The organism is Phormidesmis sp. 146-12 (assembly GCF_052939495.1).
This window is the reverse complement of the sequence record NZ_JBJPHS010000036.1, coordinates 20,195-42,122: the sequence shown is the minus strand read 5'-3', so window position 1 is coordinate 42,122 and position 21,928 is coordinate 20,195. Positions and strand designations below refer to the sequence as shown.

At 47.2% G+C, this 21,928-nt stretch carries 30 protein-coding genes and 1 pseudogene; 10 read left to right on the top strand and 21 right to left on the bottom strand.

Annotated elements, in window-relative coordinates:
- Positions 1-3: 3 nt before the first annotated feature.
- The 9 genes from ACKFKF_RS16495 to ACKFKF_RS16455 form a co-directional block, all read right to left on the bottom strand.
- On the bottom strand, positions 4-858 hold the full coding sequence (locus ACKFKF_RS16495; RefSeq protein WP_446868671.1) for an alpha/beta fold hydrolase: 855 nt from the start codon (positions 856-858) through the stop codon (positions 4-6).
- A 64-nt stretch (positions 859-922) separates the two neighbouring features.
- Positions 923-1,309, bottom strand: a complete 387-nt coding sequence (locus tag ACKFKF_RS16490) for a VOC family protein (RefSeq protein WP_446868670.1) — start codon at positions 1,307-1,309, stop codon at positions 923-925.
- A gap of 303 nt (positions 1,310-1,612) precedes the next feature.
- Positions 1,613-1,837 carry a hypothetical protein gene (locus tag ACKFKF_RS16485; protein WP_446868669.1) on the bottom strand — a complete coding sequence of 75 codons (225 nt, stop codon included), beginning with the start codon at positions 1,835-1,837 and terminating at the stop codon, positions 1,613-1,615.
- Entirely contained in the window at positions 1,837-3,384 is a 1,548-nt protein-coding gene (locus ACKFKF_RS16480; RefSeq protein WP_446868667.1) for an FAD-dependent monooxygenase, read from the bottom strand. The genes ACKFKF_RS16485 and ACKFKF_RS16480 overlap by 1 nt, the downstream gene beginning before the upstream one ends.
- A 115-nt stretch (positions 3,385-3,499) precedes the next feature.
- On the bottom strand, positions 3,500-4,141 hold the full coding sequence (locus tag ACKFKF_RS16475; RefSeq protein WP_446868666.1) for a class I SAM-dependent methyltransferase: 642 nt from the start codon (positions 4,139-4,141) through the stop codon (positions 3,500-3,502).
- Positions 4,142-4,249: 108 nt separating this feature from the next.
- Positions 4,250-4,858: an adenosine deaminase family protein gene (locus ACKFKF_RS16470; protein WP_446868696.1), complete on the bottom strand. Its 609-nt coding sequence runs from the start codon at positions 4,856-4,858 to the stop codon at positions 4,250-4,252.
- 4 nt (positions 4,859-4,862) lie between these two features.
- Positions 4,863-5,345 (bottom strand): hypothetical protein, encoded by a 483-nt coding sequence (locus ACKFKF_RS16465; protein ID WP_446868665.1) that lies wholly within the window; start codon positions 5,343-5,345, stop codon positions 4,863-4,865.
- A 92-nt stretch (positions 5,346-5,437) separates the two neighbouring features.
- Positions 5,438-5,950 (bottom strand): hypothetical protein, encoded by a 513-nt coding sequence (locus tag ACKFKF_RS16460; protein ID WP_446868664.1) that lies wholly within the window; start codon positions 5,948-5,950, stop codon positions 5,438-5,440.
- Between the two features lie 168 nt (positions 5,951-6,118).
- On the bottom strand, positions 6,119-6,511 hold the full coding sequence (locus ACKFKF_RS16455) for a DUF6463 family protein (RefSeq protein ID WP_446868663.1): 393 nt from the start codon (positions 6,509-6,511) through the stop codon (positions 6,119-6,121).
- Positions 6,512-6,620: 109 nt separating this feature from the next.
- On the opposite strand from ACKFKF_RS16455, the gene ACKFKF_RS16450 reads away from it, so the two are divergent.
- Positions 6,621-7,181, top strand: coding sequence for a TetR/AcrR family transcriptional regulator (locus ACKFKF_RS16450; RefSeq protein WP_446868662.1), 561 nt, complete (start codon positions 6,621-6,623; stop codon positions 7,179-7,181).
- Positions 7,182-7,306: 125 nt separating this feature from the next.
- On the opposite strand, the gene ACKFKF_RS16445 is transcribed toward ACKFKF_RS16450, so the two are convergent.
- The 3 genes from ACKFKF_RS16445 to ACKFKF_RS16435 form a co-directional block, all read right to left on the bottom strand.
- Positions 7,307-7,801: a helix-turn-helix domain-containing protein gene (locus ACKFKF_RS16445; protein WP_446868661.1), complete on the bottom strand. Its 495-nt coding sequence runs from the start codon at positions 7,799-7,801 to the stop codon at positions 7,307-7,309.
- Positions 7,798-8,367, bottom strand: coding sequence for a dihydrofolate reductase family protein (locus ACKFKF_RS16440; protein WP_446868660.1), 570 nt, complete (start codon positions 8,365-8,367; stop codon positions 7,798-7,800). Before ACKFKF_RS16440 ends, ACKFKF_RS16445 begins: the two co-directional genes overlap by 4 nt.
- Positions 8,368-8,464: 97 nt before the next feature.
- On the bottom strand, positions 8,465-8,644 hold the full coding sequence (locus ACKFKF_RS16435) for a hypothetical protein (protein WP_446868659.1): 180 nt from the start codon (positions 8,642-8,644) through the stop codon (positions 8,465-8,467).
- Between the two features lie 255 nt (positions 8,645-8,899).
- Here ACKFKF_RS16435 and ACKFKF_RS16430 point away from each other — a divergent pair, with 255 nt between their 5' ends.
- Together ACKFKF_RS16430 and ACKFKF_RS16425 are read left to right on the top strand one after the other, a co-directional pair.
- Positions 8,900-9,079 (top strand): helix-turn-helix domain-containing protein, encoded by a 180-nt coding sequence (locus ACKFKF_RS16430; RefSeq protein WP_446868658.1) that lies wholly within the window; start codon positions 8,900-8,902, stop codon positions 9,077-9,079.
- 7 nt (positions 9,080-9,086) lie between these two features.
- Positions 9,087-9,605 (top strand): GrpB family protein, encoded by a 519-nt coding sequence (locus ACKFKF_RS16425; RefSeq protein ID WP_446868657.1) that lies wholly within the window; start codon positions 9,087-9,089, stop codon positions 9,603-9,605.
- A gap of 121 nt (positions 9,606-9,726) precedes the next feature.
- Here ACKFKF_RS16425 and ACKFKF_RS16420 read toward each other — a convergent pair whose 3' ends face one another.
- From ACKFKF_RS16420 to ACKFKF_RS16400, 5 genes are all read right to left on the bottom strand, one after another.
- A complete protein-coding gene (locus ACKFKF_RS16420; protein ID WP_446868656.1) occupies positions 9,727-10,212 on the bottom strand; it encodes a GNAT family N-acetyltransferase in 486 nt (161 codons plus the stop codon).
- Positions 10,213-10,236: 24 nt separating this feature from the next.
- Positions 10,237-10,719: a cupin domain-containing protein gene (locus ACKFKF_RS16415; protein ID WP_446868655.1), complete on the bottom strand. Its 483-nt coding sequence runs from the start codon at positions 10,717-10,719 to the stop codon at positions 10,237-10,239.
- A gap of 30 nt (positions 10,720-10,749) precedes the next feature.
- Positions 10,750-10,914, bottom strand: coding sequence for a hypothetical protein (locus tag ACKFKF_RS16410; protein ID WP_446868654.1), 165 nt, complete (start codon positions 10,912-10,914; stop codon positions 10,750-10,752).
- Between the two features lie 64 nt (positions 10,915-10,978).
- A complete protein-coding gene (locus tag ACKFKF_RS16405) occupies positions 10,979-12,109 on the bottom strand; it encodes a transposase (RefSeq protein ID WP_446868653.1) in 1,131 nt (376 codons plus the stop codon).
- Between the two features lie 93 nt (positions 12,110-12,202).
- On the bottom strand, positions 12,203-12,724 hold the full coding sequence (locus ACKFKF_RS16400) for a glutathione S-transferase family protein (protein ID WP_446868652.1): 522 nt from the start codon (positions 12,722-12,724) through the stop codon (positions 12,203-12,205).
- 624 nt (positions 12,725-13,348) lie between these two features.
- On the opposite strand from ACKFKF_RS16400, the gene ACKFKF_RS16395 reads away from it, so the two are divergent.
- Entirely contained in the window at positions 13,349-14,032 is a 684-nt protein-coding gene (locus tag ACKFKF_RS16395) for a hypothetical protein (RefSeq protein ID WP_446868651.1), read from the top strand.
- Positions 14,033-14,053: 21 nt separating this feature from the next.
- Here the strand turns inward: ACKFKF_RS16395 and ACKFKF_RS16390 are convergent, their stop codons facing one another.
- Genes ACKFKF_RS16390 through ACKFKF_RS16375 form a run of 4 tightly spaced genes read right to left on the bottom strand, consistent with a single transcriptional unit; the run spans position 14,054 to position 15,916 of the window.
- Positions 14,054-14,515, bottom strand: a complete 462-nt coding sequence (locus ACKFKF_RS16390; RefSeq protein ID WP_446868650.1) for an N-acetyltransferase family protein — start codon at positions 14,513-14,515, stop codon at positions 14,054-14,056.
- 11 nt (positions 14,516-14,526) lie between these two features.
- Positions 14,527-14,916, bottom strand: a complete 390-nt coding sequence (locus ACKFKF_RS16385) for a VOC family protein (RefSeq protein WP_446868649.1) — start codon at positions 14,914-14,916, stop codon at positions 14,527-14,529.
- Between the two features lie 38 nt (positions 14,917-14,954).
- Positions 14,955-15,419, bottom strand: coding sequence for a MarR family winged helix-turn-helix transcriptional regulator (locus tag ACKFKF_RS16380; protein WP_446868648.1), 465 nt, complete (start codon positions 15,417-15,419; stop codon positions 14,955-14,957).
- A gap of 59 nt (positions 15,420-15,478) precedes the next feature.
- Positions 15,479-15,916, bottom strand: a complete 438-nt coding sequence (locus tag ACKFKF_RS16375) for a GFA family protein (RefSeq protein ID WP_446868647.1) — start codon at positions 15,914-15,916, stop codon at positions 15,479-15,481.
- Positions 15,917-16,272: 356 nt separating this feature from the next.
- Here ACKFKF_RS16375 and ACKFKF_RS16370 point away from each other — a divergent pair, with 356 nt between their 5' ends.
- The 6 genes and pseudogenes from ACKFKF_RS16370 to ACKFKF_RS16345 form a co-directional block, all read left to right on the top strand.
- Positions 16,273-16,845, top strand: coding sequence for a dihydrofolate reductase family protein (locus ACKFKF_RS16370; protein ID WP_446868646.1), 573 nt, complete (start codon positions 16,273-16,275; stop codon positions 16,843-16,845).
- Between the two features lie 260 nt (positions 16,846-17,105).
- On the top strand, positions 17,106-18,413 hold the full coding sequence (locus ACKFKF_RS16365) for an MFS transporter (RefSeq protein ID WP_446868645.1): 1,308 nt from the start codon (positions 17,106-17,108) through the stop codon (positions 18,411-18,413).
- Complete coding sequence (locus ACKFKF_RS16360) at positions 18,410-18,928, top strand: GNAT family N-acetyltransferase (RefSeq protein WP_446868644.1); 519 nt, start codon at positions 18,410-18,412, stop codon at positions 18,926-18,928. Before ACKFKF_RS16365 ends, ACKFKF_RS16360 begins: the two co-directional genes overlap by 4 nt.
- Positions 18,925-19,092: a PEP/pyruvate-binding domain-containing protein gene (locus tag ACKFKF_RS16355; RefSeq protein ID WP_446868643.1), complete on the top strand. Its 168-nt coding sequence runs from the start codon at positions 18,925-18,927 to the stop codon at positions 19,090-19,092. Before ACKFKF_RS16360 ends, ACKFKF_RS16355 begins: the two co-directional genes overlap by 4 nt.
- A 163-nt stretch (positions 19,093-19,255) precedes the next feature.
- Positions 19,256-21,715: a phosphoenolpyruvate synthase gene (gene ppsA, locus ACKFKF_RS16350; RefSeq protein WP_446868695.1), complete on the top strand. Its 2,460-nt coding sequence runs from the start codon at positions 19,256-19,258 to the stop codon at positions 21,713-21,715.
- 86 nt (positions 21,716-21,801) lie between these two features.
- Positions 21,802-21,927, top strand: a pseudogene (locus ACKFKF_RS16345) (helix-turn-helix domain-containing protein); the annotation flags it as partial.
- Between the last annotated feature and the right edge of the window lies 1 nt (position 21,928).

Genomic DNA, 21,928 nt, shown 5'->3' with positions numbered 1-21,928 from the left:
TTCTCATGATGCTGTGTGCTGCTGGATTGCTTCAATGATTACAGACCAATCATCAGGGTGTAGTTCATGTCCTGTTCCATGCAGTGTGAGTAATTCTGCATGGGGAATCTCTGCTTTTAACGCCAGAGCATGGGCATAGGGCAAAACAGGGTCTTCTGTGCCGTGAATGATCAGTGTCGGAACAGTGATTTCGTTAAGCCGACCGAGCCATTCCTTACCTTCCTGGCTTTCTTGAAGTAGTGCATGGTTAAAGGGAGTCATCAAGTTTGGGGTGCGATCGAAGTCAGCCGCCGCCAATTCACGGATCAGGGATTCATCAAAGGGGTGAGCTGAGCCATTCAGCAACCGCCATGCACCCACCTGATATTCAATGACAGCTTGGCGATCGCCCCAATCTAGTTCGCCCGCTTTTGCGTGATACTCCAGAATCGATGGAGCGATACCAGGCATTGTAGAATCAGCCTCGGCTAAAGGCTCGGAGGCGATCAGAGTCAGGCTTTTAATTCGCTGGGGATGCTTGAGCGCCATGAGTTGAGCCAGGTAGCCACCCAGAGACATCCCGACCAGATGAGCGCTCTGAATATGATGCCTATCAAGAACAGCAAAAGCATCATCTGCCAGATCTTCAACGGTATAGCTGATTTGTCCTGGCTCATAGCTGGTTGAACGCCCGGTGTCTCGATGATCGTAACGAATCACATATCGTCCCATATTCGCTAGCTGGCGGCAAAACTCCTCTGGCCACCAAATTCCTGAAGACATTGCGCCCATGATCAATAGAATTGCAGTGTCATCTGGAGAACCAAAAGATTCTGAAAATAGATGCACGACACCATTGTTGATTTGTTGACCTGTCATACTTTAGCCTGTCCTGATAATAGGATGCTTTAGCAGGAGCACAAAGCATGGTTGAAACCTTTGTTTAATCGGGAGTATGACAAACTGCTTCTATGTTGTGCCCATTTGGATCTAAAACAAAAGCACCATAATAATTGGGATGATAGTGAGGTCGAAGACCCGGAGCACCATTATCTTGACCACCTGCTTTTAATGCTGCATTGTAGAATGCCTCGACCATTGCACGAGTTTCAGCTCGGAAAGCGATATGAAGTCTGGGGGTATTGACTTCCCCCTGAAAAATCCAAAAATCTGGCTTCCCATCGACTCCAAAACCCGCGCCCGTCACGGACCCGGCTCCATCCGTATCAAACTCATGCAGCAATTGGTAGCCTAGGGGAGATAACGAATTGATATAAAACTTCCTGCTGCTGCCAAAGTCGCTAACATTGATACCAGTGTGGTCAATCATAAATTTCGCCACCTCTTCAAACTATAAGCTTTTATTCCTGACGGTCTTTCAATTCTAACTGCTTGAATTGCTGCTGAATCTCCAGATCATTGTGGCTGGCGATCGCCTTCAGATTGGCAATGCGTTCCTCCAATCGGCGTATAGTCTGTTCGCCGTCCAGCCATCGTCTGGTATCAGATCCGGTGCGCCAGACCGCAACTGTTCCTGCGCCTGCGCCTAGGAAAAGATGAACAGACCATCAAAACTTCTGAATCTAGTCGGTAGTCCCCGACGCACAGGTAACTCAGTGACACTTGCTGAATATTAGATGAAGATCTTGTTCAAATAGTCCAGCAAATGCTTCTCGTCTGTCGGTTGGCTACGCAATCCGATATAGCCATCTGGGCGAATGAAATAGAGCGATCGCTGATGTATTCCATAGAGCGTGTGAAGTTCTCCCTGCGGATCGAGCAGAATCGAGCCATTCCAGGTAAGTTGTGGCGGTTTGGCGCTACCAACAACGATATGTGCTTTGACGCAACCACTCATCAGAGTTTCAACTGTAGACGCGAGTTTGGCAAGATCGGCATACTCTTTGTCCGCAGGCGCAAGACCTGAAAAGAGCAGCAGATGGCTCTCCGTTCCATGAAACACTCGATTGAGATTTGTGCAAGATCGGCATACTCTTTGTCCGCAGGCGCAAGACCTGAAAAGAGCAGCAGATGGCTCTCCGTTCCATGAAACACTCGATTGAGATTTGTGCAATCGCCCGCAGGACAGTTGAGGCACTTCCCTGGCAGTGCTCGGTCTCCCGCATGAGGTGCTTTGAACCAGTTCAATCGATCGCGCAGATTCCATCTGGTTTGCAAATCAGAGCAGGAGAGCGAAGAGCGGCGGTAGTTCATGTTCAATTCTGAGGCTTCCTGGGCTAGCCTGCGCTGAACGCTGTCTAGTTGAAGCAGCGGAATTACCAGGCGATCGCGGAGCCAACGTAAGACGGGATTTTGCGTCACGATTAAACCCTGCGTTGTGGTTTTTGAACCCTGGAGCACATACCCGGCGATCGGCAACCGTTCTTCCTGGTAAGTATTCAGCAGGCTTTCCCGTGCCTTTCCTTGCAGCACCAGAGCTAATTTCCATGCCAGGTTATAGGTATCCTGAATCCCGATATTCATGCCCTGACCGCCAAAAGGACTGTGAATGTGGGCGGCATCCCCTGCTAGAAAGACTTGCCCCTGACGGTACGTCTTCACCATGCGATAGTTGACTTTGAAGTTCGACATCCAGGTGGGATTGCTAATCGTTGTTCTCGTATCGCCTGTGTACTGCACGAGTAAACGCTGTAATCCTTCCACCGATGCCTGTGAAACGTGCTGTCCATTCCTAGTGTCAGTGGGTGCGAATAGTTGCCAATGTCCATCGGGCAGTGGGAAAGCAGCAAGCAAGCCGTCTTGTGTGAACCAACCATGTGTTGTTTCGCGGGTGCGATCCCAGTCGAGATCGACATCGGCAATCAGCCATTCCTCCGGTGCAGTGGTGCCCTCAAATGGGATTCGCAAAACTTTGCGAACCCGACTGCTGGCTCCATCGCAGCCAATCAGCCATCGGGCGCGGATCTCCTCCAGGTCGCTTGAGTCTGTTTCGGCTGCTTTGACCCGGGCGATCGCTACACCATTTTCTTGCCGGATATCGAATAGTTCTCGCGATCGCTCAACCTTGCCACTGAGTTCATGCAAGCGATCGTTGAGGATAGACTCGGTTTGGCTCTGAGGCAAGATCAGGAGAAAGGGATACTGGCTATCTTTCTCTCGAATGTGTTGCAGACTGATCCGCAAGATGACGCGATCGCGATCGTAGATTGTGACTCCTTTTGCCTTTGTTCCCACTGCTAGAACTTTGTCGATGACACCCATGTTTTCAAACACCTCTAGTGTTCGGGCTTGAATGCCGAGGGCACGCGAGGTTTGGACTGGTTCTGTGGCTTGGTCAATCACGCGACAGCGCACACCATGCCTGATCAGTTCACAAGCCATTGCTAATCCGACAGGACCAGCGCCCACGACCAGGACATCAATATCAACTTCCTTTAAACTCATTGCTTTATGCCTCAGTGCTCGATACGAAGCCATGACAAGAATTGATCGACGCGACAAATTTAAGTGAGGTGTTGTTGAGCGATCGCTTCACTCATAAATGCGCCGGTGTATTCGTTTACAGCTTCTTTGCAAAAAGATAAGCGCGACGAGTCTGAACTTCTATCTCAGGATATGGATCTCTCTCTACTGCTTCTTCTAACTCAAAGCCTGCCATTTGAAGATCAACTTTCATCTGTGCTGTTTCAAAAAAGTGAAAGTCTAGAAAGACTCTCTGATCGAGCCATTCTTCGAGGTGATGGGTTTGCTGACCGATGTGAAATGTGAGTAACAGTGTTCCTCTTGAGCGCAATACCCGATTCATCTCTCGTAAAGCGTCAACGACTAATAAACGAGGAACATGAATAATTGAGTAGAAGGCGGCGATCCCACCGAAAGAGTTGTCAGCAAAATCATCTAAGGAAAGCATATCGCCCTGTTGAAAAGTGATGTTTGGATTTAACTTTTGCGCCTGTTCGACCATTCCCGACGACAAATCAATACCGCACACTTCTAAACCGCGATTATGTAGATAATTTGCAATGTGTCCAGAACCACACCCTAAGTCACAAATTGTTCCAACCCCGTTTACCTTCTCGATGAACCAATCCAACATCTTGCAGTCAAACGGCTTTCGATCTAGCTCATCATAAAATCGCTTGGCGTATTCTGCCGCCACACGGTCGTAACTGGTTTGCAGTTCTGTTTGCGATCGCTCCATTGGTTCACCCTCCACGAGTTCAAGTGAAGTTGCTTAACGATTGCGTTGAGTGGATTTGTGAAGACTTTGATAAACGAGAAAAACTCAACTGACCACTAAACACAATTGCTAGCTGGCTGATCGCGTGAATTGTTCCCACTCAGTACGATACTTGTCCTTTTCGACTTCATCCAGAAACGTTGCTTCCAAAGTATTCAAATTGAGTTGCCAAAGTTCCTCCCAACTAAATCCTTGTGCTGCAAGCGTTAAATACTCGTTTGTCAAACTCATGGAAAACATGGCTGGATCGTCTGAGTTGACGGTGCAATACAGCCCAGCATCAACCATCTTGCGGATGGGGTGAGGCTGACCTCGCTCGACAACACCTAAACAATAGTTGCTTTGGGGAGACACTTCCAGAGGAAGCTGACGTTGGCGGAGTAATTCTACTAATTCAGGATCGTCTAAACACCGAATGCCATGTCCAATTCGCTCAGGTTTCAACGTATTCACTGCGCTCCAGATGCTTTCTGCTCCCACTGCCTCGCCTGCATGAGCCACCAGGTGGAGTCCTTGCCGACGGGCTTGAGCAAACGTTTCTGTGAACAGTTCTGGTGGATACCCAACTTCAAGCCCTCCCACGCCTAAACCCACAAATAACCCGCGCTCTTTCCCTTTCACAACAAATTCCAAAACGCGCTCTTGAGAATCAGGAACCTCACGCGCAATATCGGGAATGAGATTAATCTGGCAATGGTACTTGGCTTCTCCCGCCGATTGTCCTGCGGCGATGATTAATCTGGCAATGGTACTTGGCTTCTCCCGCCGATTGTCCTGCGGCGATCGCGTCTAAAATTTCGTCATCTTGAAACTTTTGCGTCAGAAACGAGGCACTCAAGAAAGCTTCCGTGTAGCGAATGTTTTCCTCCGCTTGTCGTTTGTAGAACCGTTCAATCATCAGGGCATAGTCTTCCGGCGTTTGCAAGCACTGAACTGCTGCTGCGTAAACTTGGATGAAATGCGAAAAATCGCGAAACTCAAAGAATGACTTCCATTCTTCTAATGAACTTGTCGGTAACTCAACGTGATTCTGCTGCGCTATCTGATAAAACGTTTCTGCATCTGTTGCTCCTTCAACGTGAACGTGGATCTCAACTTTGGGCATAGCGCGAAGCCGAGCCGCGAGTTCAGGAGAAATTGAGGTGACTGTGTTGGTTTGTGGCATGAACTCAGCCTCTTACTGATAAAAACAACCTGCTCTGCTGATATGAACGAGTGCAATGAACGAGTGATTTCTCGATCAGAATTCAATTCTGGCTATGTGCGGCAAGAGAGGGTAGTGACAAGCGCAATCAGGCTCACAAGCGCCAATCCCGCTCGCGCTACGTGTGAGTACTCCCAACGATCGCGCAACTCTGTCCATTCCGGCGGACGGGTTTTGTTCTCAAACCGAGATCTAGTTGCCCCAACCGAGAAAAAGCCAGAACTGAAGCGATCAAGGCTTTCATCCTCAACCCAAAACTGATTCACTGGATGCGTGAAGAGCCAATACACTGCTTGCATTCCGAAAAGTCCAATTAATGCTACAAGCGTTAACCAGAAGTCCATGCTTCCGAATGGCATTAAGAACAACAGAATGATTGTCAAAATTATGCCGACTGGCTCACTAATCCCTCCAATCGTGAATCCTGGATAATAAATAGGCTGCATGGCATAATATGTTTCCTTGCTGAGTCGCATCTTGCCCGGTAGTTCAAGGGCGTGTGCGAGAGCCAAAGCCATTGCCACCGCCACAAACACCACGGTCAGAATCTGCAAAATGCTGAACATAATTTGCCTCCTAGCCAACTTAATCTAGAATTTGCCCTTCAGTAGCGAAGCGATACAACAACTCCTTTGCACTCGATCATTTGAGCCTTGGCAGTGCATCCGAAAAATCGCTAGCAGTGGATGAACGGCGATGTTGAGTGGGCGACGACTACCCCATCAGACCCAGTGTTAAAGCAAGTTTTTCAGAGGTTCTTGGTCCCGTTGTCGGTCAACCAGCATGAGCAACGCAGGAGGAATAATCAGCCAAAATCCCGAAAAAGGTTCAAGCGTCACGCCAACAACAGCCGTTAGCAAGAGAATCCAACCTGGAAAACTGGGTAAGCGAATCCCTTTTGTTTGTGCCCAACAACAGAGCCATCCGATGATCAGGAGAAATGGCGTGATCATCATGCACCAAAACGCATCTTCTCGGTCATAAAAAGGATTTGCCGGATTGGGTGCGATCGCGTTAAACCAACCATCTTGCACAATATCCATCAAAGGTTTAGCAAAAAGCCATCCGTGGACAAGGGGATGGAGAATCCCGATCGCAATGAACCAGTACCCACTCACTCGGAGCATCTTTATCTCCTTGGTTCTAAATGATTTTGCCGTATCAAATTGCTCTTGAATACGCTACCGTATGGTTATAGATTAGTGACCTGTCTCGCAAATGTCAATACGCCACCGTATGGTTAAGCAGAATGAGATTTCCAGGCTTGGACAGCAAGACTGGATCAACTTAGGGCTAGAGGTTTTAGCAAAGAACGGAGTTGAAGCCGTGCGAGTTGAGCCACTGGCTAAATTGCTGAATGTCACGAAGGGTAGCTTCTACTGGCACTTTAAAAATCGGGAAGAGCTTTTAGAAGCGATTTTGCAAGCATGGGTTAATCGTGAAACTGAGAGCATTATTGAGCAAGTTGAGGCAGTAGGCGGTAACGCTTCGGCCAAACTGCTTCACTTGTTTGAACTGGCAATTCAAGACGAGGGTCAAGTCGAAAATGCAATTCGAGCCTGGGCAGCAAATGATTCTAGAATTGCAGCAATTCTTGCCCAGGTTGATCAGCGTCGTCTCGACTATACAAAAAATTTGTTTTTAGAAGTTGGCTTCGCACCGTTTGAAGCAACGGTACGCGCCCGCATGGTTTACTACGCTTTGATTGGTGAACTCGTCCTCGGTATTCAGGCGAATCGAGCTGAACGATTAGCTGAGATGCACCTCCAGCATCTGATTCTGACACGCCAGGATTAATGATTGACACAATTTGTACAGAGAATGTAAAGCCAGCTAACGACTCGCTTCACCCAGTGCTAACACTCTTTCGTTCTCAACCAGCCATCTTTATACGATCGGTGTGGTGCTGATCTTGCGCTCCTTTACCGCTGCTGACGAAAGTTTTTGGGTGTTGTCCCGGTGACTTGCCGAAACAACCTGCTGAACGCACTGGGCGTTGCAAAGCCAACTTGGAGGGCAATCTCTGTGATCGGCAACTGACTATGCCAGAGCAATTCTTTCGCCCGCTCAATCCGTCGTCGGGTCACATACTGATGGGGAGCAACGCCCATTACTTGCTTGAACTGGCGGCAGAAATAGTACACGCTCATCCCCAGTTCGTCGGCAAGCTGGTCGAGGGTAAAGGATTGATCCAGGTGGGATTCGATGAATTCCAGGGCGCGATCGCGCAAATAGAGAGGCAATCCGCTACGCATAGAAAAACACTGAACGTTCCAAGCTGAGTGATTTTGCAGGAGCCGAGATGCAAGAGCGATCGCCAATGAATTTCCAAAGAGCCGCCCGGTCGGATGCTCCGTAGTTATATCCGCATGAAGAGACAGCAGAATTTGCTGGATCAGTGGATCAACCAGAATCAACTGCGGAAGAATCTTGTTCGATAACGGAGGAAAATCACGCCACTGCCAAAGCGGCGTTCCTCTAAAAGATCGAGATCCAATCGAACGTTGTCTGGGAGGGATGGTTTGCCGCCTCCTACAATGATCGGTAGGAGGAACAGATGACACTCATCGATCAATCCTGATCGAAAGGCGTGGGCAGCAAGCTCAGCACCACCGATAAGGATATCCTGTTCAACAGCCTCTTTTAATTGTCGAATGGCTTCTGGATCGAAGCTTCGCTCAAGCTGTGTTTTGCGAGTGGATACTCTCTCCAATGTCTTGGAGTACACGATTTTATTGGCTGCTTGCCAGATCTCTGCGAAGTCGCGCCTGAGTGGAGACTCAGCAGCTAAGTTGGGGTCGGTCTCCCAAACCATCATGGTCTCATACATTCGACGCCCGTAGAGATAAGTGCCAGCTTTCCGTACGAGGTTGCTGATAAACCTGAAATATTCATCGTCTGGCGCTGTCCAGTCAAATTTGCCATCCATATCCTCGATGTAGCCGTCGAGTGACGAGTTCGCCGTGTAGATCAAGTGAGCCATACTGACCTCCATTTGTGAGGAGTACCTGTAATTCAAGTTGAGCCAGGTCTGCAATGAGGGGTTCTTTGCTAAACATCTTACTCACCTCAGAGAGAATCTAGTGACCAGGAAATCGTTTCTCTAAACATTGTCGTACTTCCTGCTTAGAGGTAAATCTGAAGGAGCGATCGCGGATAGGTTCATAAATATGCCAATACGTTTTACCAAAGCGTGCAGCGAAGCTGATCCGTACCGGATCGCGTCCCTGCCAGATGCGCGGTTCATCCGAGAGCAGCATAGATGCAAATCCCAAATGCGAGATAAGCTTAACTTCAGAAGGCAGCCGTTTTCAGTTCTTTCTTCATTCTCTTCGTATGATTGAAGTTGGTAACTTGATTAGTCATACACTCCCTCCTCCCAGTTGAATAATGGTAGATGGTTACAAATGATTTTTGCAGACGTGGATATTGGCAGGCTTGGCTGCTAGCTGCGTTTTCAGGTTAATCAACAATTCAGTCTCCCGCTGTCTGATTCTTGTGCTACTGTCAAAATCTTGGGATTAATTTTCAGGGATGTATATCGTAAGATTGGACGAACAAAACGATTGTTGAAACAAAGCGCTCGCTCGATCGCGGATATTGCTTTACTATGTAGTTTCAAGAGTCACAGTCATCTCAGTAAAAAATTCCGCCAGATGAAAGGCACGACTCCAAAAGCTTATCGGATAAATTAACGAGACTATGAAAGTAGAAGTTGTCCCCCCTGATCCCGTATGGCAGGAAGAGTTTCAAAAAGAGTCTCAGCAACTCGCATGGGTGATGGGAGAAAATATCGTTGCCATCCACCATATTGGCAGTACTGCAATTCCAGGCATTTATGCTAAACCTGTGATTGATTTTTTGATTGAAGTAAAAAGCATTGCCAAAACGGATGAACAGAATGGGGCAATGACAACCATTGGATACGAAGCAATGGGTGAATTTGGGCTTCCCGGTCGGCGTTACTTTCGTAAGAGTTGTTCTCCTGAGATTAGAACCCACAACGTACATACCTACGAAGGCGGTTCACCTGAAATCACTCGTCATTTAGCATTTCGTGACTACATGATTGCCCATCCTGATGATGCTCAACAATATAGTGAATTAAAACGGCAGTTAGCAAAACAGTATCCTCACGACATTAAAGGTTATATGGATGGTAAAGACGAATTTGTCAAAATGATGGAGAAAAAAGCAATGATTTGGCAAGCAATGATTTGACCTAACACTTGGAGCTGATAATCGAGGGATGTTTTCAACTGAGAGCAGTCAAAGCTTCATTGTGTTGTCTACGGTGTGGCTGATAAAGCGATTCAAGACCAATCCTGATCAATCCTGTGTCCTAGAGCTTCTTGAAATATCGGGCGATCGGTAATAGTCCAAAACCAAGTTTTTCATAGGTGCGTCGGGCTGGAGCATGACCCGGATCACCACCCGTTTCGACCATTGCAACGGACATTCCTGCTTCTTTCATCCAATCCAGTGCAAATTCTATTAAAGCGCTACCAATGCCACGATCTTGAAAATCTGGATCAACAGCGACCATGTAGATTTCACCCATGCGAGACTCCGCATCAAGTTTTACAGCCACAAAGCCTGTAATTGAACCAGCATCCATCGCCACCCATACATCGGTGTCCTTAGCAGTACAAACCGATTCCACTGCCTTTTGCTGACTCACACGCCAATCTTCGGGATAGAGTTCCTGGTAAACATCAAAATCCATCGCGTTCTGAATCGATTCAAAGACCGGAGTCCAAGCTCGAAGCGAAAGACGAATAATGGCATCAAGTTGATCAGCTTTGTAAGGTTCAATCTGTATCTCCATTGAAACTCCAGTGAGTGTTTATCATCATGGATCTAACGGTTCAAAGGGCTTGGCATCGGATAAGTCATAGATTTCGATCGCGCCGTCACGCCGAATCATTCGTTTGCCTAAACGCGGAAACTCAGCAATTTCGACATCTAAGTTTTCTCCTCCGGTTAGATATACCAGATCTTCATTACCTGTATTCCTCAGATGATGAGCTATCGAAGGCGTAGGAAATCCCATAAAATCTCCAGCGCCGACTGCAACTTCTGATCCATCAATTTCTGCCACGCCATGACCCGATAGAATATAAATCCATTCCTCTTCTCGACAATGAGAATGATAAATAAATGATTCTTTGCCGGGGGGGACTTGGATAAAGTTAACCCCTGTGCGCTGTAGCCCAACCATCTTACCTAACTGAGTTCCTGCCAGTTCAGAGTTTGGATTCCAGGGATGCGAAAAGCTGTGCAAATTTGCCGTAATTTGTTCGGCTCGAAGAAGCAAAGGATGTTGGTCTGTCATAGAGTTATCCTTCTAGAATAAATGATTGAACTAGCTTACAAGCTGATAGGCACCACCCCGCTCTAAGGCTCGTTGGTACGCTGGACGGGAGTGGATGCGATCGCAAAATTCCATCAACCGTGGACGACTAGCATTCAACCCACCTCGCGCTACCGCTGCTTCAACGGGAACGCTCATCTGAATATCAGCCGCCATAAATTCATTTCCCGTAAACCAGAGCGTTTTCTCCAATTCTGATTCAACAATGGTTCGGACAGAATCAGGCGGCGATGATGCCGTAGTTGCAGAGGGTTGAGTAGTTGGGATGGGATTTAATTTGGCTTGGCTCCAGGTCTAAGTTGCAAATAAATCGGTCGAGGAGATGCTGATTGAGCATTCGTCGCTTGACGCTTGCCATTGAGAAGACGAACGGGTGCTGTCCTGAATGCTGTTGCAGCGCGTCGAACTTCGCCAAATTGAGTGCTGTCAAACTGGCATTGAAATGGAACGCGAGCTTTTGGGCATCGCGAGCTTGGCAATCCTCCAGTCCGGTAAACTGCTTGGCATCGCGGAAGATGAATTCAATTTGAAAGCGCAGTTTGTAGTACTGGTAAATCTGCATCGGGTCTTGCTCAATATTAGTGCTGAATAATAGGCAGGTGCGAGTGCGGGTCGGGTGACGACGATCTACGAGATAGACGACTCGAATCGAGCGTTTGAGCGATACATGAAAGACAACAGCCGTGTACAGAGCCACATCGGGCTGTACCGTTTCGACAAACGTGAAGCGGCTCAAGTCAGCGAGGTCAACTTTGCCCGCATACTGGCGCGGTCTGCCTCGTCGCTTCTGTTCGCCCGTGTAGAAAAACTGGAGATTCGCATCACAGCGCAATTTACTGATCACCTGCAACTTGAGATCCACCGCCCCGGAGACAAAACTCTGTTTTGCATAGGCACCATCGACCGCAAGATATTCCACTTCGGGCGGCAAATGAGGGCGTACACCATCGAGATGGTAGAGGTATTGATCCATGCGAGTAAACTCTGGCAAAGTCGATTGGGCATACGTTTGCTCTGCCGATAAGGCATAACCCTGCTCAGTCTCCACATCGACCACCCCAATCACCGAAATCTCTAATCCCGTTTCGACTCGACTGGCACACCCATTCCAAAACCTATCCAGCCCAAACGTTGCCTTCCCGCTCTTCGCAACAAACGAGCAGTCCATGACGGCTAACAAAGCTGCACCCGTTTGACTGGAGCGACCCACCAACGCTCGGTTAAACGCTGCAAATTCAAACTCTTGTTTGTACTGTCGGCGGTAGGTGCGTTCGCTTAAATCACTGTATCGACTCAGGTTACTAAAGTTGACTTTGCCGCACACCATCAACATCGTGGCGAATAAGGTCATGAAGAATTTCGTTTGAGGTTTGCGAAATTGCCCACTTCGGTCAGTAGGCTTTGTACAATGGCTTCCATCGCTATCCATCTCGTGCTTTTGTGATTATTTGCACCCTATGCGATGGGTAGCTTTCTTGTCAAAATCTGTCCGGACTATTGATTCAAGATAATTCAAGTGCTGTGTAATTTGAGGAGTGATGAATGCCTCTTTGGTTCGACTGGTGATCCTGTGCGCGATCGGTTTGACAAAGAACGGCATCGGCTGTTGTTCAATGCGATCGAAAACCAGCTTGAGTAACAAAGGTGGCATGGCGGAACCTTCGGCATAATGCAGCCAGTAGGTATAGCGCAGCCGCTCTGGTGTGCCAGGTGGAGGTATTAATCGTCCTTCCCCGTATTGCCCTACCAAATACTCAATGATAGCTCCCGACTCTGCTAACGTCAGCGTTCCATCAGTAATGACAGGCGACTTACCTAAAGGATGCACCTGTCGCAACGATTCAGGGGCTAACAGCGTTTTGGGGTCACGTTCGTAGTACTTGATGTCATACTCCAAACCCAGTTCTTCCAGCAGCCACAGGATGCGCTGGGAGCGAGAGTTATTTAAGTGATGGACAGTAATCATGTGATGTCTCCATCTGTTTTGTAAATGTCAGAATTATTGTTATGAGCATTGCAAACGGTTAGACTGGCTAAACAAAAAGTGGTTAAAAATGCTCCTTGCGAAAAAGAATTAAACATTATTTCAAATACTCTCGACGAGTCAATTAAGGCGATCGCCTTTCAAATCATGAATTTCACGTTCAGTCACCAGCAAGAATAGTTTCTGTAGAAAAATTTGTTGAACGTTGTTTCTCCATAAAACCCTCACTCTACAATTTCTTCTAGAGTAGAGAGATCATTTGCACCTGACTATCTGATTCTTGCGACACTATCACAATCTTGTGGTTGGTTTTCAAAATTTGAAGTGAACGAAGCGAAAATGACTACAATCGGAACTAGGCGCGTTGGTTTTATGTCATGGAGATTTACACTAACTCTGACGCTGAAGCAGATAGTTCACTCATCCTATCGAGTCAGCATCAGGGATGGAAAAACCTTCTGGTGGAGCAATTTCGTGAGCCTCCCGGAGAGGGAACCTGTCATCACAACAGCGTATCGGTTGAATTAGTTATTTGTCGTTCGTCATTTGTCACTTGCCGCTAGTGATCAGTAACCAATGACCAATAATCAACAATAGAGAAATCGTATGACTTGGCAAAAAGTACTTGAAAATAGCAACGTATGGGTCTATGAGTATGTTGCCAATGGATATAAAGCCAATGCATTTGCCTTTGTGCTGGACGGCAATCATCTAGCCGTCATTAGTCCACCCATTGGACTCTCCGAAGCAGATTTTGCAGCGATCGATGCAAAGGGACAAGTTGTAGCCTTAATTGCCCCTCATTCGGGTCACGATTTAGGTCACGCTGAGTGGCAAACTCGTTATCCTACTGCCGTTTCTTATGCTCCAGACATTGCCCTAGAGCAAATTAATCAGGATGGAGTCAGACCATTCCTGCCGCTGGCAAAACTCACAGCTTCTCAGGTGGAACTTCGAGAAGTTCCCGGCACGAAAAAAGGAGGCACAATCGCGATCGCACGACGGGGAGAACGTCCAGTTGTATATCTTGATGAAATTGTGAGTCATTGGACATCCTTACCGGACAACTGGCTGGCAAAGTTTTTGTTTTGGTCAACGGGTAGTGCGCCCGGACTCAAGGTGAATCGGGTGTATCTGAAGGTGCTTTGCTCAAATGTCCAGGCAGTGGCGCAAACGGTCATGGGGGCTTTAGCGGATAATCCAGTCATCGTGCCCGCCCACGGTATGCCCCTTGTTAGCCTAGATGATACAGAGCGAGTGCGATCGCTGGTGGAACCATTCATAAAATGAATTGATAGCTGAGGTGCTCAATTACACACGCCACTCGTACAAAATATCAGGACAGTTTTCTTCATTTTCAGAACCATCACGATACTGAACCGCTTTGAATCCGTGTCGTTCGTAAAATCGAATTGCCCCCTGATTCTCCTGGAACGTATAAAGCCGGATCGGAGAACCCAGTTCTGCTTTTGCGCGTTCAATCAGCTTGGTTCCAATTTTCTGCCCAACGACATCAGGATGTAAATAAAGCTGATCAATCCATCCTGTTCCTTCGGTCGTTGACAATGCCATCATGCCTATAATCTTATTGTCTCGCTCTACTACTGTTACCTGGCTTCCAGGAATCAAGATGTCACGAATCCATTCATAAACAGCTGCCTCAGAATGGGCGATCGGAGCAAATGGAACAAACGCTTTTCGAGAACTGAGATAAACCTGTGCTACAGCATCAGCATCAGATGGAGTAGCAGAACGAAAATTGAATGAGTTCATGCAACTCTCTCCTAGTCAGATTGAGTCATCCACTGAACCAGTTGAATCACTACCCCATTCGGGTCTGTCACTTGAAAGAATCGTTCACCCCAGGGTTCAGTTTCAATTGGAGTTGTGATTGGTACACCTTCCGCTTGTAGTCGTGCATATTCCGTGTCGATGTCATCTACCACAAATGCAATCAGCAATCCATCTGCCCGATGTTCACGCATGTGGATGGGTTTAAAGCTTTCCAAGCCAGTTTTTAGAAAGACCAGGTTGAAGCCAGCATCTTCTCTGACAAGGGAGACGAAGCCATCGGCTGACATTTGCTCGTTGAAACCAAAATGTTGTTTGGCAAAGGTAGCCGATGCAGTGACATCATCCACGTTCAACGAAATGGCAGAAGCGGTAATTTTCATTGTGTTTCCTTAATAGTAATGATGGAGGGCGATCGCCATTATTCATCCAGTCCATCAGTTTCGTGGCTTTCGAGACGTTCTCTGAGTTGTTGCAAGACTGTAACAGCAGTCTCTAATGCTTCTAATGAAAGCGTTTCACTGACTTGATTTGCCCAATCAGTCTGGCACTGCTGGACGTAATCGAGGGCTTTACGACCTTTGGATGTAATGGTCATTAATTTGGCACGACGATGGTGAGGATTGTCTGTATAGGTAATAAATCCATCGTTTGCCAGGGCATCAGCGGTTTGCTGAACACTTTGTCGAGTTAGCCCCATGATTCGAGCAACATGAGCAACGGGTGTTGATTGATGTTCCACAACGCCAAGCACCTGCCAACGGGCACTACTTAACCCAACGGGATGGGTCAACCGATCGCCCGCTTCCAACAAAAGCCCATTTAGCCGAAAGACCTCAAGGATGAGTTCGGTAAAGGCACTGCCATTGGCACTCGGTTCACTCATATGACAGCACTTTACCAAATTGACAGGCTTCTGTCAATTTAATCACCCTCTACCCGTTGTTATGGTTCGGTGCGTGCCGTCCCTTCGCGATCATGCTCATATCGACGTGCAACGTTGAACGGGGGTAGCCAATCCTCTCGACGACACATCCAGAGTTCATAGGTGGGTGTCACTTGATTCGGCCTATCGAAGGTGCCAGCAGGGATTTCGATTTCGTCGCCAGATCGTCCGAAGACCGAGGAGCCGCAAACTGGGCAGAAATAGCGATCGCGATAGTTGGACACCGTGCCAGTGATGCTGACCGCATCGGCAGGAAACACTGCAACAGTATTGAATACCGCCCCGTGGTGCTTGCGACAGTCTAGACAATGGCAAATGCCCACCCGAAAAGGCTCAGCAGAAATTTCCAGGCGAACTGCTCCACAAAGGCATCCCCCGCGATTTTGTACAGCTTTACCCTGTTCAAAATTAATTTCCGGTAGTCTGGTATCATTCATTGCTTCTAGTTTAGATAAAGTTCTCGTACTGAACTATCAAATTGTTGTACCACTATCAAAATCTTGTGATGGATTTCGATCAGGCACGTTGGAGTCCCATCAAAATAAATACAATCGAAACAGGACGAGCTAGAGTAAAACCACTCGCAAAACCAGGTGTTCAGAGTTCAACTTTGTGATAATCCAGCAGATTGGAATCTCCTCCTTTAGATGTAGAGAATAGTCTTGCTACATGGCTATACTACAAAGATACTACAGAATGTGGGTTGTACCATGTGCAATTTTGGCGATCGCATCGAAACAGCCCAGGAGATTTAATCGCTGCAGTCCGTCCATAATTTGCAGGGAAGTTAAGTATGCGTCAATTGAAATACTACATTGCTTGCACAGTCGATAAATTTATTGCCCGTAAAGACGGCTCATTTGACTTCTTCTTGATGGAAGGAGATCACGTTGCTGATTTGCTTCAACTCTTTCCGGAGACAATTCCAGCCCATTTTCGGGACAAGTTGGGCATTACTGCCGAGAATCAGGTTTTTGATGCAGTTGTGATGGGGCGCGGAACCTATGAGGTTGAACTCCATGAGGGGATTACCAACTCCTATCCACAGATGGAGCAGTACATTGTTTCTCGCACAGTAGAAAAAAGCCCTGATCCAACTATTGCAGTGGTTTCAACCGATCCTGTGGCACTGGTTAGAAAATTGAAGCAACAACCAGGTAAAGACATTTGGCTATGCGGTGGCGGAAATTTAGCAACAGCCCTTTTCCCAGAAATTGACGAAATGATTCTCAAAGTACATCCGATTCTACTCGGTTCGGGTATTGCACTGTTTTCAGATGTAGTTGAGTTAACTTCGCTGGAACTCGCCAATAGCAAGATTTACAACAATGGGTTCATGTTGCTGCACTATCGATTAAAGCGTTAAATTTTGAGCTACGATCGCGCCAAGAAAGAATGTGAAGCATACTCATCCACCAAAAGATGGAGAAATATTAGCTTCACCTCGTTGGATGAAGTGAAAAGCAGCCGCGACCGCTATTCTAAGAAAACTCTATCCAATAGAGAAACTATGGTTTTCTACATTCTGAGTCAATGTAGCGATGGGCGCAACAATCACTGGGAGTCAGCCCCTGCCGTAACTAGCCACCTCCAACCCCCTCTTAATGGATGAATTAAGGGTATTCAATGACCAAAACGTTTTACGCCATCATAGCCAACTCGCTGGTGGCTGCACTGACCAACACGTTTGTCTGGTTTGCCGTCACCTTCTGGGTTTTTCTGCAAACTCAATCCGTACTGGCAACCTCAGTGATGGCGGGTGTGTATGTTGGAACGGTTGCCCTCTCTGGGTTCTTTCTCGGCTCGCTGGTCGATCGCTACCGTAAGAAAACGGTGATGTTACTGTCCAGCGCTTGCTCGCTTATTTTATATCTGCTGGCTCAGATCATTTTTAGCTCTACGTCACCCTCTGTTTTTACCGATGTGTCCAGCATTCCGCTGTGGATTTTTATTGTGCTAACTTTGATGGGAGCGATCGCAGGGAATATCCGCACCATCGCCCTACCAACCCTCGTCACCCTGCTGATTCCTGAAGCTGAGCGAGACAAAGCCAATGGTCTGGTGGGTACCGCCAATGGGGTGTCATTTCTCATCGCTTCTATCTTTAGCGGATTGGCGATCGGTTTTCTGGGTGTCTATTGGGTGATGGTGTTTGCGATCGCCCTGACGGTTGCCGTCATCCTGCATCTGAGTACTCTCCCCATTCCCGAACAAACGATTATCCATCCGGAACATCACACCCAACACATCGACATTCGCGGGACGATTCGGGCCATCGCGCTCGTCCCCGGCTTATTTGGACTGATTTTCTTTAATTGCTTCAATAATTTTCTGGGTGGTGTCTTCATGTCCCTGATGGATGCCTACGGTCTATCCCTGGTTTCAGTACAAGTGTGGGGAATTTTGTGGGGACTTTTAAGCCTGGGATTTATTGTGGGTGGCTTGGTTGTTGCTAAACGAGGGTTAGGAAAGAGTCCATTACAAACCCTATTTCTGGCAAATATTGTTATGTGGGTGATTGCCACTGGCTTTACGATTCAAGCCTCGGTTGCATCGTTAGCTATTGGGATGTTCATTTATCTCTGTCTAATTCCAGTCGTTGAAGCAGCAGAACAAACGATTCTGCAAACCGTCATTCCATTGGAACGGCAAGGGCGTGTTTTCGGCTTTGCCCAGAGTATTGAGCAAGCGGCATCACCCCTCACCGCCTTTATGATTGGACCGATCGCCCAGTTCATTTTCATCCCATTTATGACTACAGGGTCAGGCGTAGATCTAATTGGTGACTGGTTTGGCACTGGAGCCAATCGCGGCATTGCCCTTTTATTTACCCTAACCGGACTCATTGGGTTAATGGTGACGTTACTGGCAATGCGATCGCACGCCTACCAGAAGCTATCTGCAAATTATCAAAAAATGCTGGTTAGCGAATGATAAACTTGCGCCCTGCTACTTCCGCTGATTTAGACCTCCTGCAACACTGGGATGAACAACCGCATGTGATCGCCTCTGATCCAAACGATGATTGGCATTGGGAGATAGAACTCGATCGCACCCCTGATTGGCGAGAACAACTGATTGCAGAGATCGACGGTCGGGCGCTCGGATTCATTCAAATTATCGATCCGGCACGGGAGGAAAGCCACTACTGGAGGGATGTAGCAGAAAATCTTCGGGCGATCGACATCTGGATTGGAGCGGAGACAGATTTAGGCAAAGGTTATGGGACTCAAATGATGCACCTTGCCCTTACCCGCTGTTTTTCTGACTCATTGGTAACGGCAGTCCTCGTCGATCCGCTGATCAGCAATACTCGCGTTCATCGCTTTTATGAACGCTTGGGATTCCAATGTGTAGAGCGTCGTCAGTTTGGAGACGATGATTGCTTTGTCTATCGCCTAAATCGAGAGAATTGGCATCCTTTAGAAGAAAAAGAGGTCAATCTATGAGTTTCTATGTGCTTGGTTTTCCGGACATTGATGAAACCAGAATTGGAGTCGTTGGAGGTAAAGGGGCGAACCTGGGAGAACTTTCCAGGATTGAAGGAATACTCGTACCCAATGGCTTTTGTATTTCGACGATCGCCTATAACAATACTTCGGACAAAATTTGAGCAGATTTTCCGGCTCAAACCCTGACTCGCTCGCGGAACAGGATCTTATTTTCAAAGTTAGGAATAGAGCCAACTTTGAAAAAATAGCTCAATGCTGGAACCGTAAGCCCTGAAAGCTTTTTAGAAGCGTTCAAAAAACTGTCCGAAGTATTGCTATAAAAGAATCATTGAGAAAACACCGTCGATTAACGAATTACTGGAGCAGTTATCGCGTTTGAAGGTGAATGAGCGGGATAAAATCCGTGAAGTTAGCAGTGAGATTCGCAGGATTATCGAAGGGATAGCCATTCCTGAAGATATGAGTGAAGTGATCGCCCACTTTTTTTCCAGGCTTGGAAAAAAAGCTGCCTACGCCGTCCGATCAAGCGCAACAGCAGAGGATTTACCCACAGCCTCCTTTGCAGGTCAGCAGGATACTTATTTAAATATTATTGGGAAAGAAGCAATCCTCAAGCACATCAGCAAGTGCTGGGCATCGCTATTTACCGAGAGGGCAATCATTTACCGCCTGCAAAACGGCTTCGACCACCGTAAAGTTTACCTGTCTGTGGTGGTTCAAAAGATGGTCTTTCCACAGATGTCAGGGATTTTGTTTACGGCAGATCCGGTTACTGGTAATCGAAAGGTGGTCTCCATTGATGCCAGTTTTGGACTGGGGGAAGCGATCGTCTCTGGAGTGGTGAATGCCGATAACTACAAAGTGCGGAACGGTAAGGTGATCGATAAGAAAATATCCACCAAGAAACTAGCAATTGGTGCTCTAAAAGATGGTGGTACAAAAGCACAGGAGATTGAGACTGAGCGGCAGAATCAACAAGTGCTGACAGATGAGCAGATTGTGCAGCTTGAGCGCATCGGTCGAACAATCGAAGCTCATTTCGGCAGTCCCCAAGACATTGAATGGTGTTTGGTTGATGATACGTTTTACATTGTCCAGAGTAGACCAATCACGACGTTATTCCCGATTCCTGAAATGAATGATCAGGAAAATCGCGTCTTTGTTTCTGTCGGTCACAACCAAATGATGACCGATGCCATGAAACCCTTGGGATTGTCTTTTTTTCTGTTAATGACCCCTGCACCCATGCACACGGCTGGTGGACGGTTATTCGTTGATGTGACAGCGACGCTGGCTTCACCTGTCGGCAGAGAAACGATATTAAACGTCACCTTGGGAAAATCTGATCCGCTGATGAAAGATGCGCTGACAACCATCTTGGAGCGGGGGGATTTTATCAAATTGTTACCTGATGATCAGAGTCCCGGCAAAAGCAGTAAAAGGCGATCGCTTGCGGATTTTCAAACCCTAAACGATTACGATCCGGCGATTGTGGCTGATTTAATTCAACAGAGCCAAGCCTCGATCGCAGCGTTAAAACAAACCATCCAAACGAAATCAGGAGCGGATCTATTTGATTTTATCCTGGAAGATATTCAGCAATTAAAGCAGACCAACTTTGATTCCCAGAGTTTTGGTGTGCTGATTACGGGGATGAATGCTGCCTCCTGGATCAATGAAAAAATGAACGAGTGGTTAGGCGAAAAAAATGTAGCGGACACGCTTGCTCAATCAGCACCCAACAATATTACGTCACAAATGGGTCTGGCACTATTGGATGTTGCGGATGCGATTCGTCCTTACCCGAAAGTCATTGAGTATTTGCAACAGGTCGAAGAGGATAATTTTCTGGGTGAATTAGTGCAGATTGAGGGTGGACAGGAAGCGCAGAGCGCGATCGCGACTTTTCTTGACCAATACGGGATGCGATGCGCTGGAGAAATCGATATTACGAGACCTCGTTGGAGCGAAAAACCACCCACACTGATTCCGATGATTTTGAGTAACATCAAGAACTTAGAGTCGGGTGAACGCGATCGCAAATTTGAGCAAGGGCAACAGTCAGCTTTAAGAAAAGAACAAGAGCTATTAGAGCGATTGCAGCAATTACCGGATGGTGAACAAAAGGTCAATGAAACAAAACGCATGATCAAGCTGCTTCGGAGTTTCATTGGCTATCGTGAATATCCCAAATACGGCATCGTGAGTCGTTACTTTGTTTATAAGCAGGCATTGCTGAAAGAAGTCGAACAACTCATCCAAGCAGGTGTGATTCAGGAAAAGGAAGATGCCTACTATCTCACCTTTGAAGAACTTCGCAACGTTGTATGCACAAATCAAATGGATTACTCAATCATCAGCAAACGAAAAGGTGAGTACAAACGCTATGAAAAACTAATGCCGCCGCGTGTAATCACGTCTGAGGGTGAAATCATTGCAGGTGAGTACAAACGAGAGAATTTGCCAGCTGATGCGATCGTCGGTCTACCCGTTTCCGCCGGAGTGATAGAAGGACGCGCACGGGTCATTCTCAACATGGAAGAAGCTGATCTGGAAGATGGCGATATATTAGTCACCACATTTACGGACCCTAGCTGGACACCCTTGTTTGTATCTATCAAAGGTTTAGTCACCGAAGTGGGTGGACTGATGACGCATGGAGCCGTGATCGCACGGGAATATGGTTTACCAGCGGTGGTTGGAGTAGATCATGCGACCCAACGGATCAAAGACGGGCAACGAATTCGCGTGCATGGAACAGAAGGGTATGTAGAAATTCTATAATGGGTAAGATGTTGTCTCTTTACGTGTAATAAACGAGACTTAATCTGACACTTCGTGTAAACTTGATACCGAATGGGAGTGTCACAATGAATACACAGGACAAGATTATCCAAAACAAACTGGGTATGTTCAATCTCGCCAAAATGCTGGGTAACGTCTCTCAGGCGTGCAAAGTCATGGGCGTTTCCCGCGATAGCTTCTACCGCTTTAAGC

Bases quoted from the DNA above. Each gene is read 5' to 3' on its own strand.
- ACKFKF_RS16495 (WP_446868671.1), bottom strand. From the start codon at position 858: ATGACAGGTCAACAAATCAACAATGGTGTCGTGCATCTATTTTCAGAA.
- ACKFKF_RS16490 (WP_446868670.1), bottom strand. From the start codon at position 1,309: ATGATTGACCACACTGGTATCAATGTTAGCGACTTTGGCAGCAGCAGG.
- ACKFKF_RS16485 (WP_446868669.1), bottom strand. From the start codon at position 1,837: ATGAGTGGTTGCGTCAAAGCACATATCGTTGTTGGTAGCGCCAAACCG.
- ACKFKF_RS16480 (WP_446868667.1), bottom strand. From the start codon at position 3,384: ATGAGTTTAAAGGAAGTTGATATTGATGTCCTGGTCGTGGGCGCTGGT.
- ACKFKF_RS16475 (WP_446868666.1), bottom strand. From the start codon at position 4,141: ATGGAGCGATCGCAAACAGAACTGCAAACCAGTTACGACCGTGTGGCG.
- ACKFKF_RS16465 (WP_446868665.1), bottom strand. From the start codon at position 5,345: ATGCCACAAACCAACACAGTCACCTCAATTTCTCCTGAACTCGCGGCT.
- ACKFKF_RS16460 (WP_446868664.1), bottom strand. From the start codon at position 5,950: ATGTTCAGCATTTTGCAGATTCTGACCGTGGTGTTTGTGGCGGTGGCA.
- ACKFKF_RS16455 (WP_446868663.1), bottom strand. From the start codon at position 6,511: ATGCTCCGAGTGAGTGGGTACTGGTTCATTGCGATCGGGATTCTCCAT.
- ACKFKF_RS16450 (WP_446868662.1), top strand. From the start codon at position 6,621: ATGGTTAAGCAGAATGAGATTTCCAGGCTTGGACAGCAAGACTGGATC.
- ACKFKF_RS16440 (WP_446868660.1), bottom strand. From the start codon at position 8,367: ATGGCTCACTTGATCTACACGGCGAACTCGTCACTCGACGGCTACATC.
- ACKFKF_RS16435 (WP_446868659.1), bottom strand. From the start codon at position 8,644: ATGCTGCTCTCGGATGAACCGCGCATCTGGCAGGGACGCGATCCGGTA.
- ACKFKF_RS16425 (WP_446868657.1), top strand. From the start codon at position 9,087: ATGAAAGTAGAAGTTGTCCCCCCTGATCCCGTATGGCAGGAAGAGTTT.
- ACKFKF_RS16420 (WP_446868656.1), bottom strand. From the start codon at position 10,212: ATGGAGATACAGATTGAACCTTACAAAGCTGATCAACTTGATGCCATT.
- ACKFKF_RS16415 (WP_446868655.1), bottom strand. From the start codon at position 10,719: ATGACAGACCAACATCCTTTGCTTCTTCGAGCCGAACAAATTACGGCA.
- ACKFKF_RS16410 (WP_446868654.1), bottom strand. From the start codon at position 10,914: ATGGCGGCTGATATTCAGATGAGCGTTCCCGTTGAAGCAGCGGTAGCG.
- ACKFKF_RS16405 (WP_446868653.1), bottom strand. From the start codon at position 12,109: ATGACCTTATTCGCCACGATGTTGATGGTGTGCGGCAAAGTCAACTTT.
- ACKFKF_RS16400 (WP_446868652.1), bottom strand. From the start codon at position 12,724: ATGATTACTGTCCATCACTTAAATAACTCTCGCTCCCAGCGCATCCTG.
- ACKFKF_RS16395 (WP_446868651.1), top strand. From the start codon at position 13,349: ATGACTTGGCAAAAAGTACTTGAAAATAGCAACGTATGGGTCTATGAG.
- ACKFKF_RS16390 (WP_446868650.1), bottom strand. From the start codon at position 14,515: ATGAACTCATTCAATTTTCGTTCTGCTACTCCATCTGATGCTGATGCT.
- ACKFKF_RS16385 (WP_446868649.1), bottom strand. From the start codon at position 14,916: ATGAAAATTACCGCTTCTGCCATTTCGTTGAACGTGGATGATGTCACT.
- ACKFKF_RS16380 (WP_446868648.1), bottom strand. From the start codon at position 15,419: ATGAGTGAACCGAGTGCCAATGGCAGTGCCTTTACCGAACTCATCCTT.
- ACKFKF_RS16375 (WP_446868647.1), bottom strand. From the start codon at position 15,916: ATGAATGATACCAGACTACCGGAAATTAATTTTGAACAGGGTAAAGCT.
- ACKFKF_RS16370 (WP_446868646.1), top strand. From the start codon at position 16,273: ATGCGTCAATTGAAATACTACATTGCTTGCACAGTCGATAAATTTATT.
- ACKFKF_RS16365 (WP_446868645.1), top strand. From the start codon at position 17,106: ATGACCAAAACGTTTTACGCCATCATAGCCAACTCGCTGGTGGCTGCA.
- ACKFKF_RS16360 (WP_446868644.1), top strand. From the start codon at position 18,410: ATGATAAACTTGCGCCCTGCTACTTCCGCTGATTTAGACCTCCTGCAA.
- ACKFKF_RS16355 (WP_446868643.1), top strand. From the start codon at position 18,925: ATGAGTTTCTATGTGCTTGGTTTTCCGGACATTGATGAAACCAGAATT.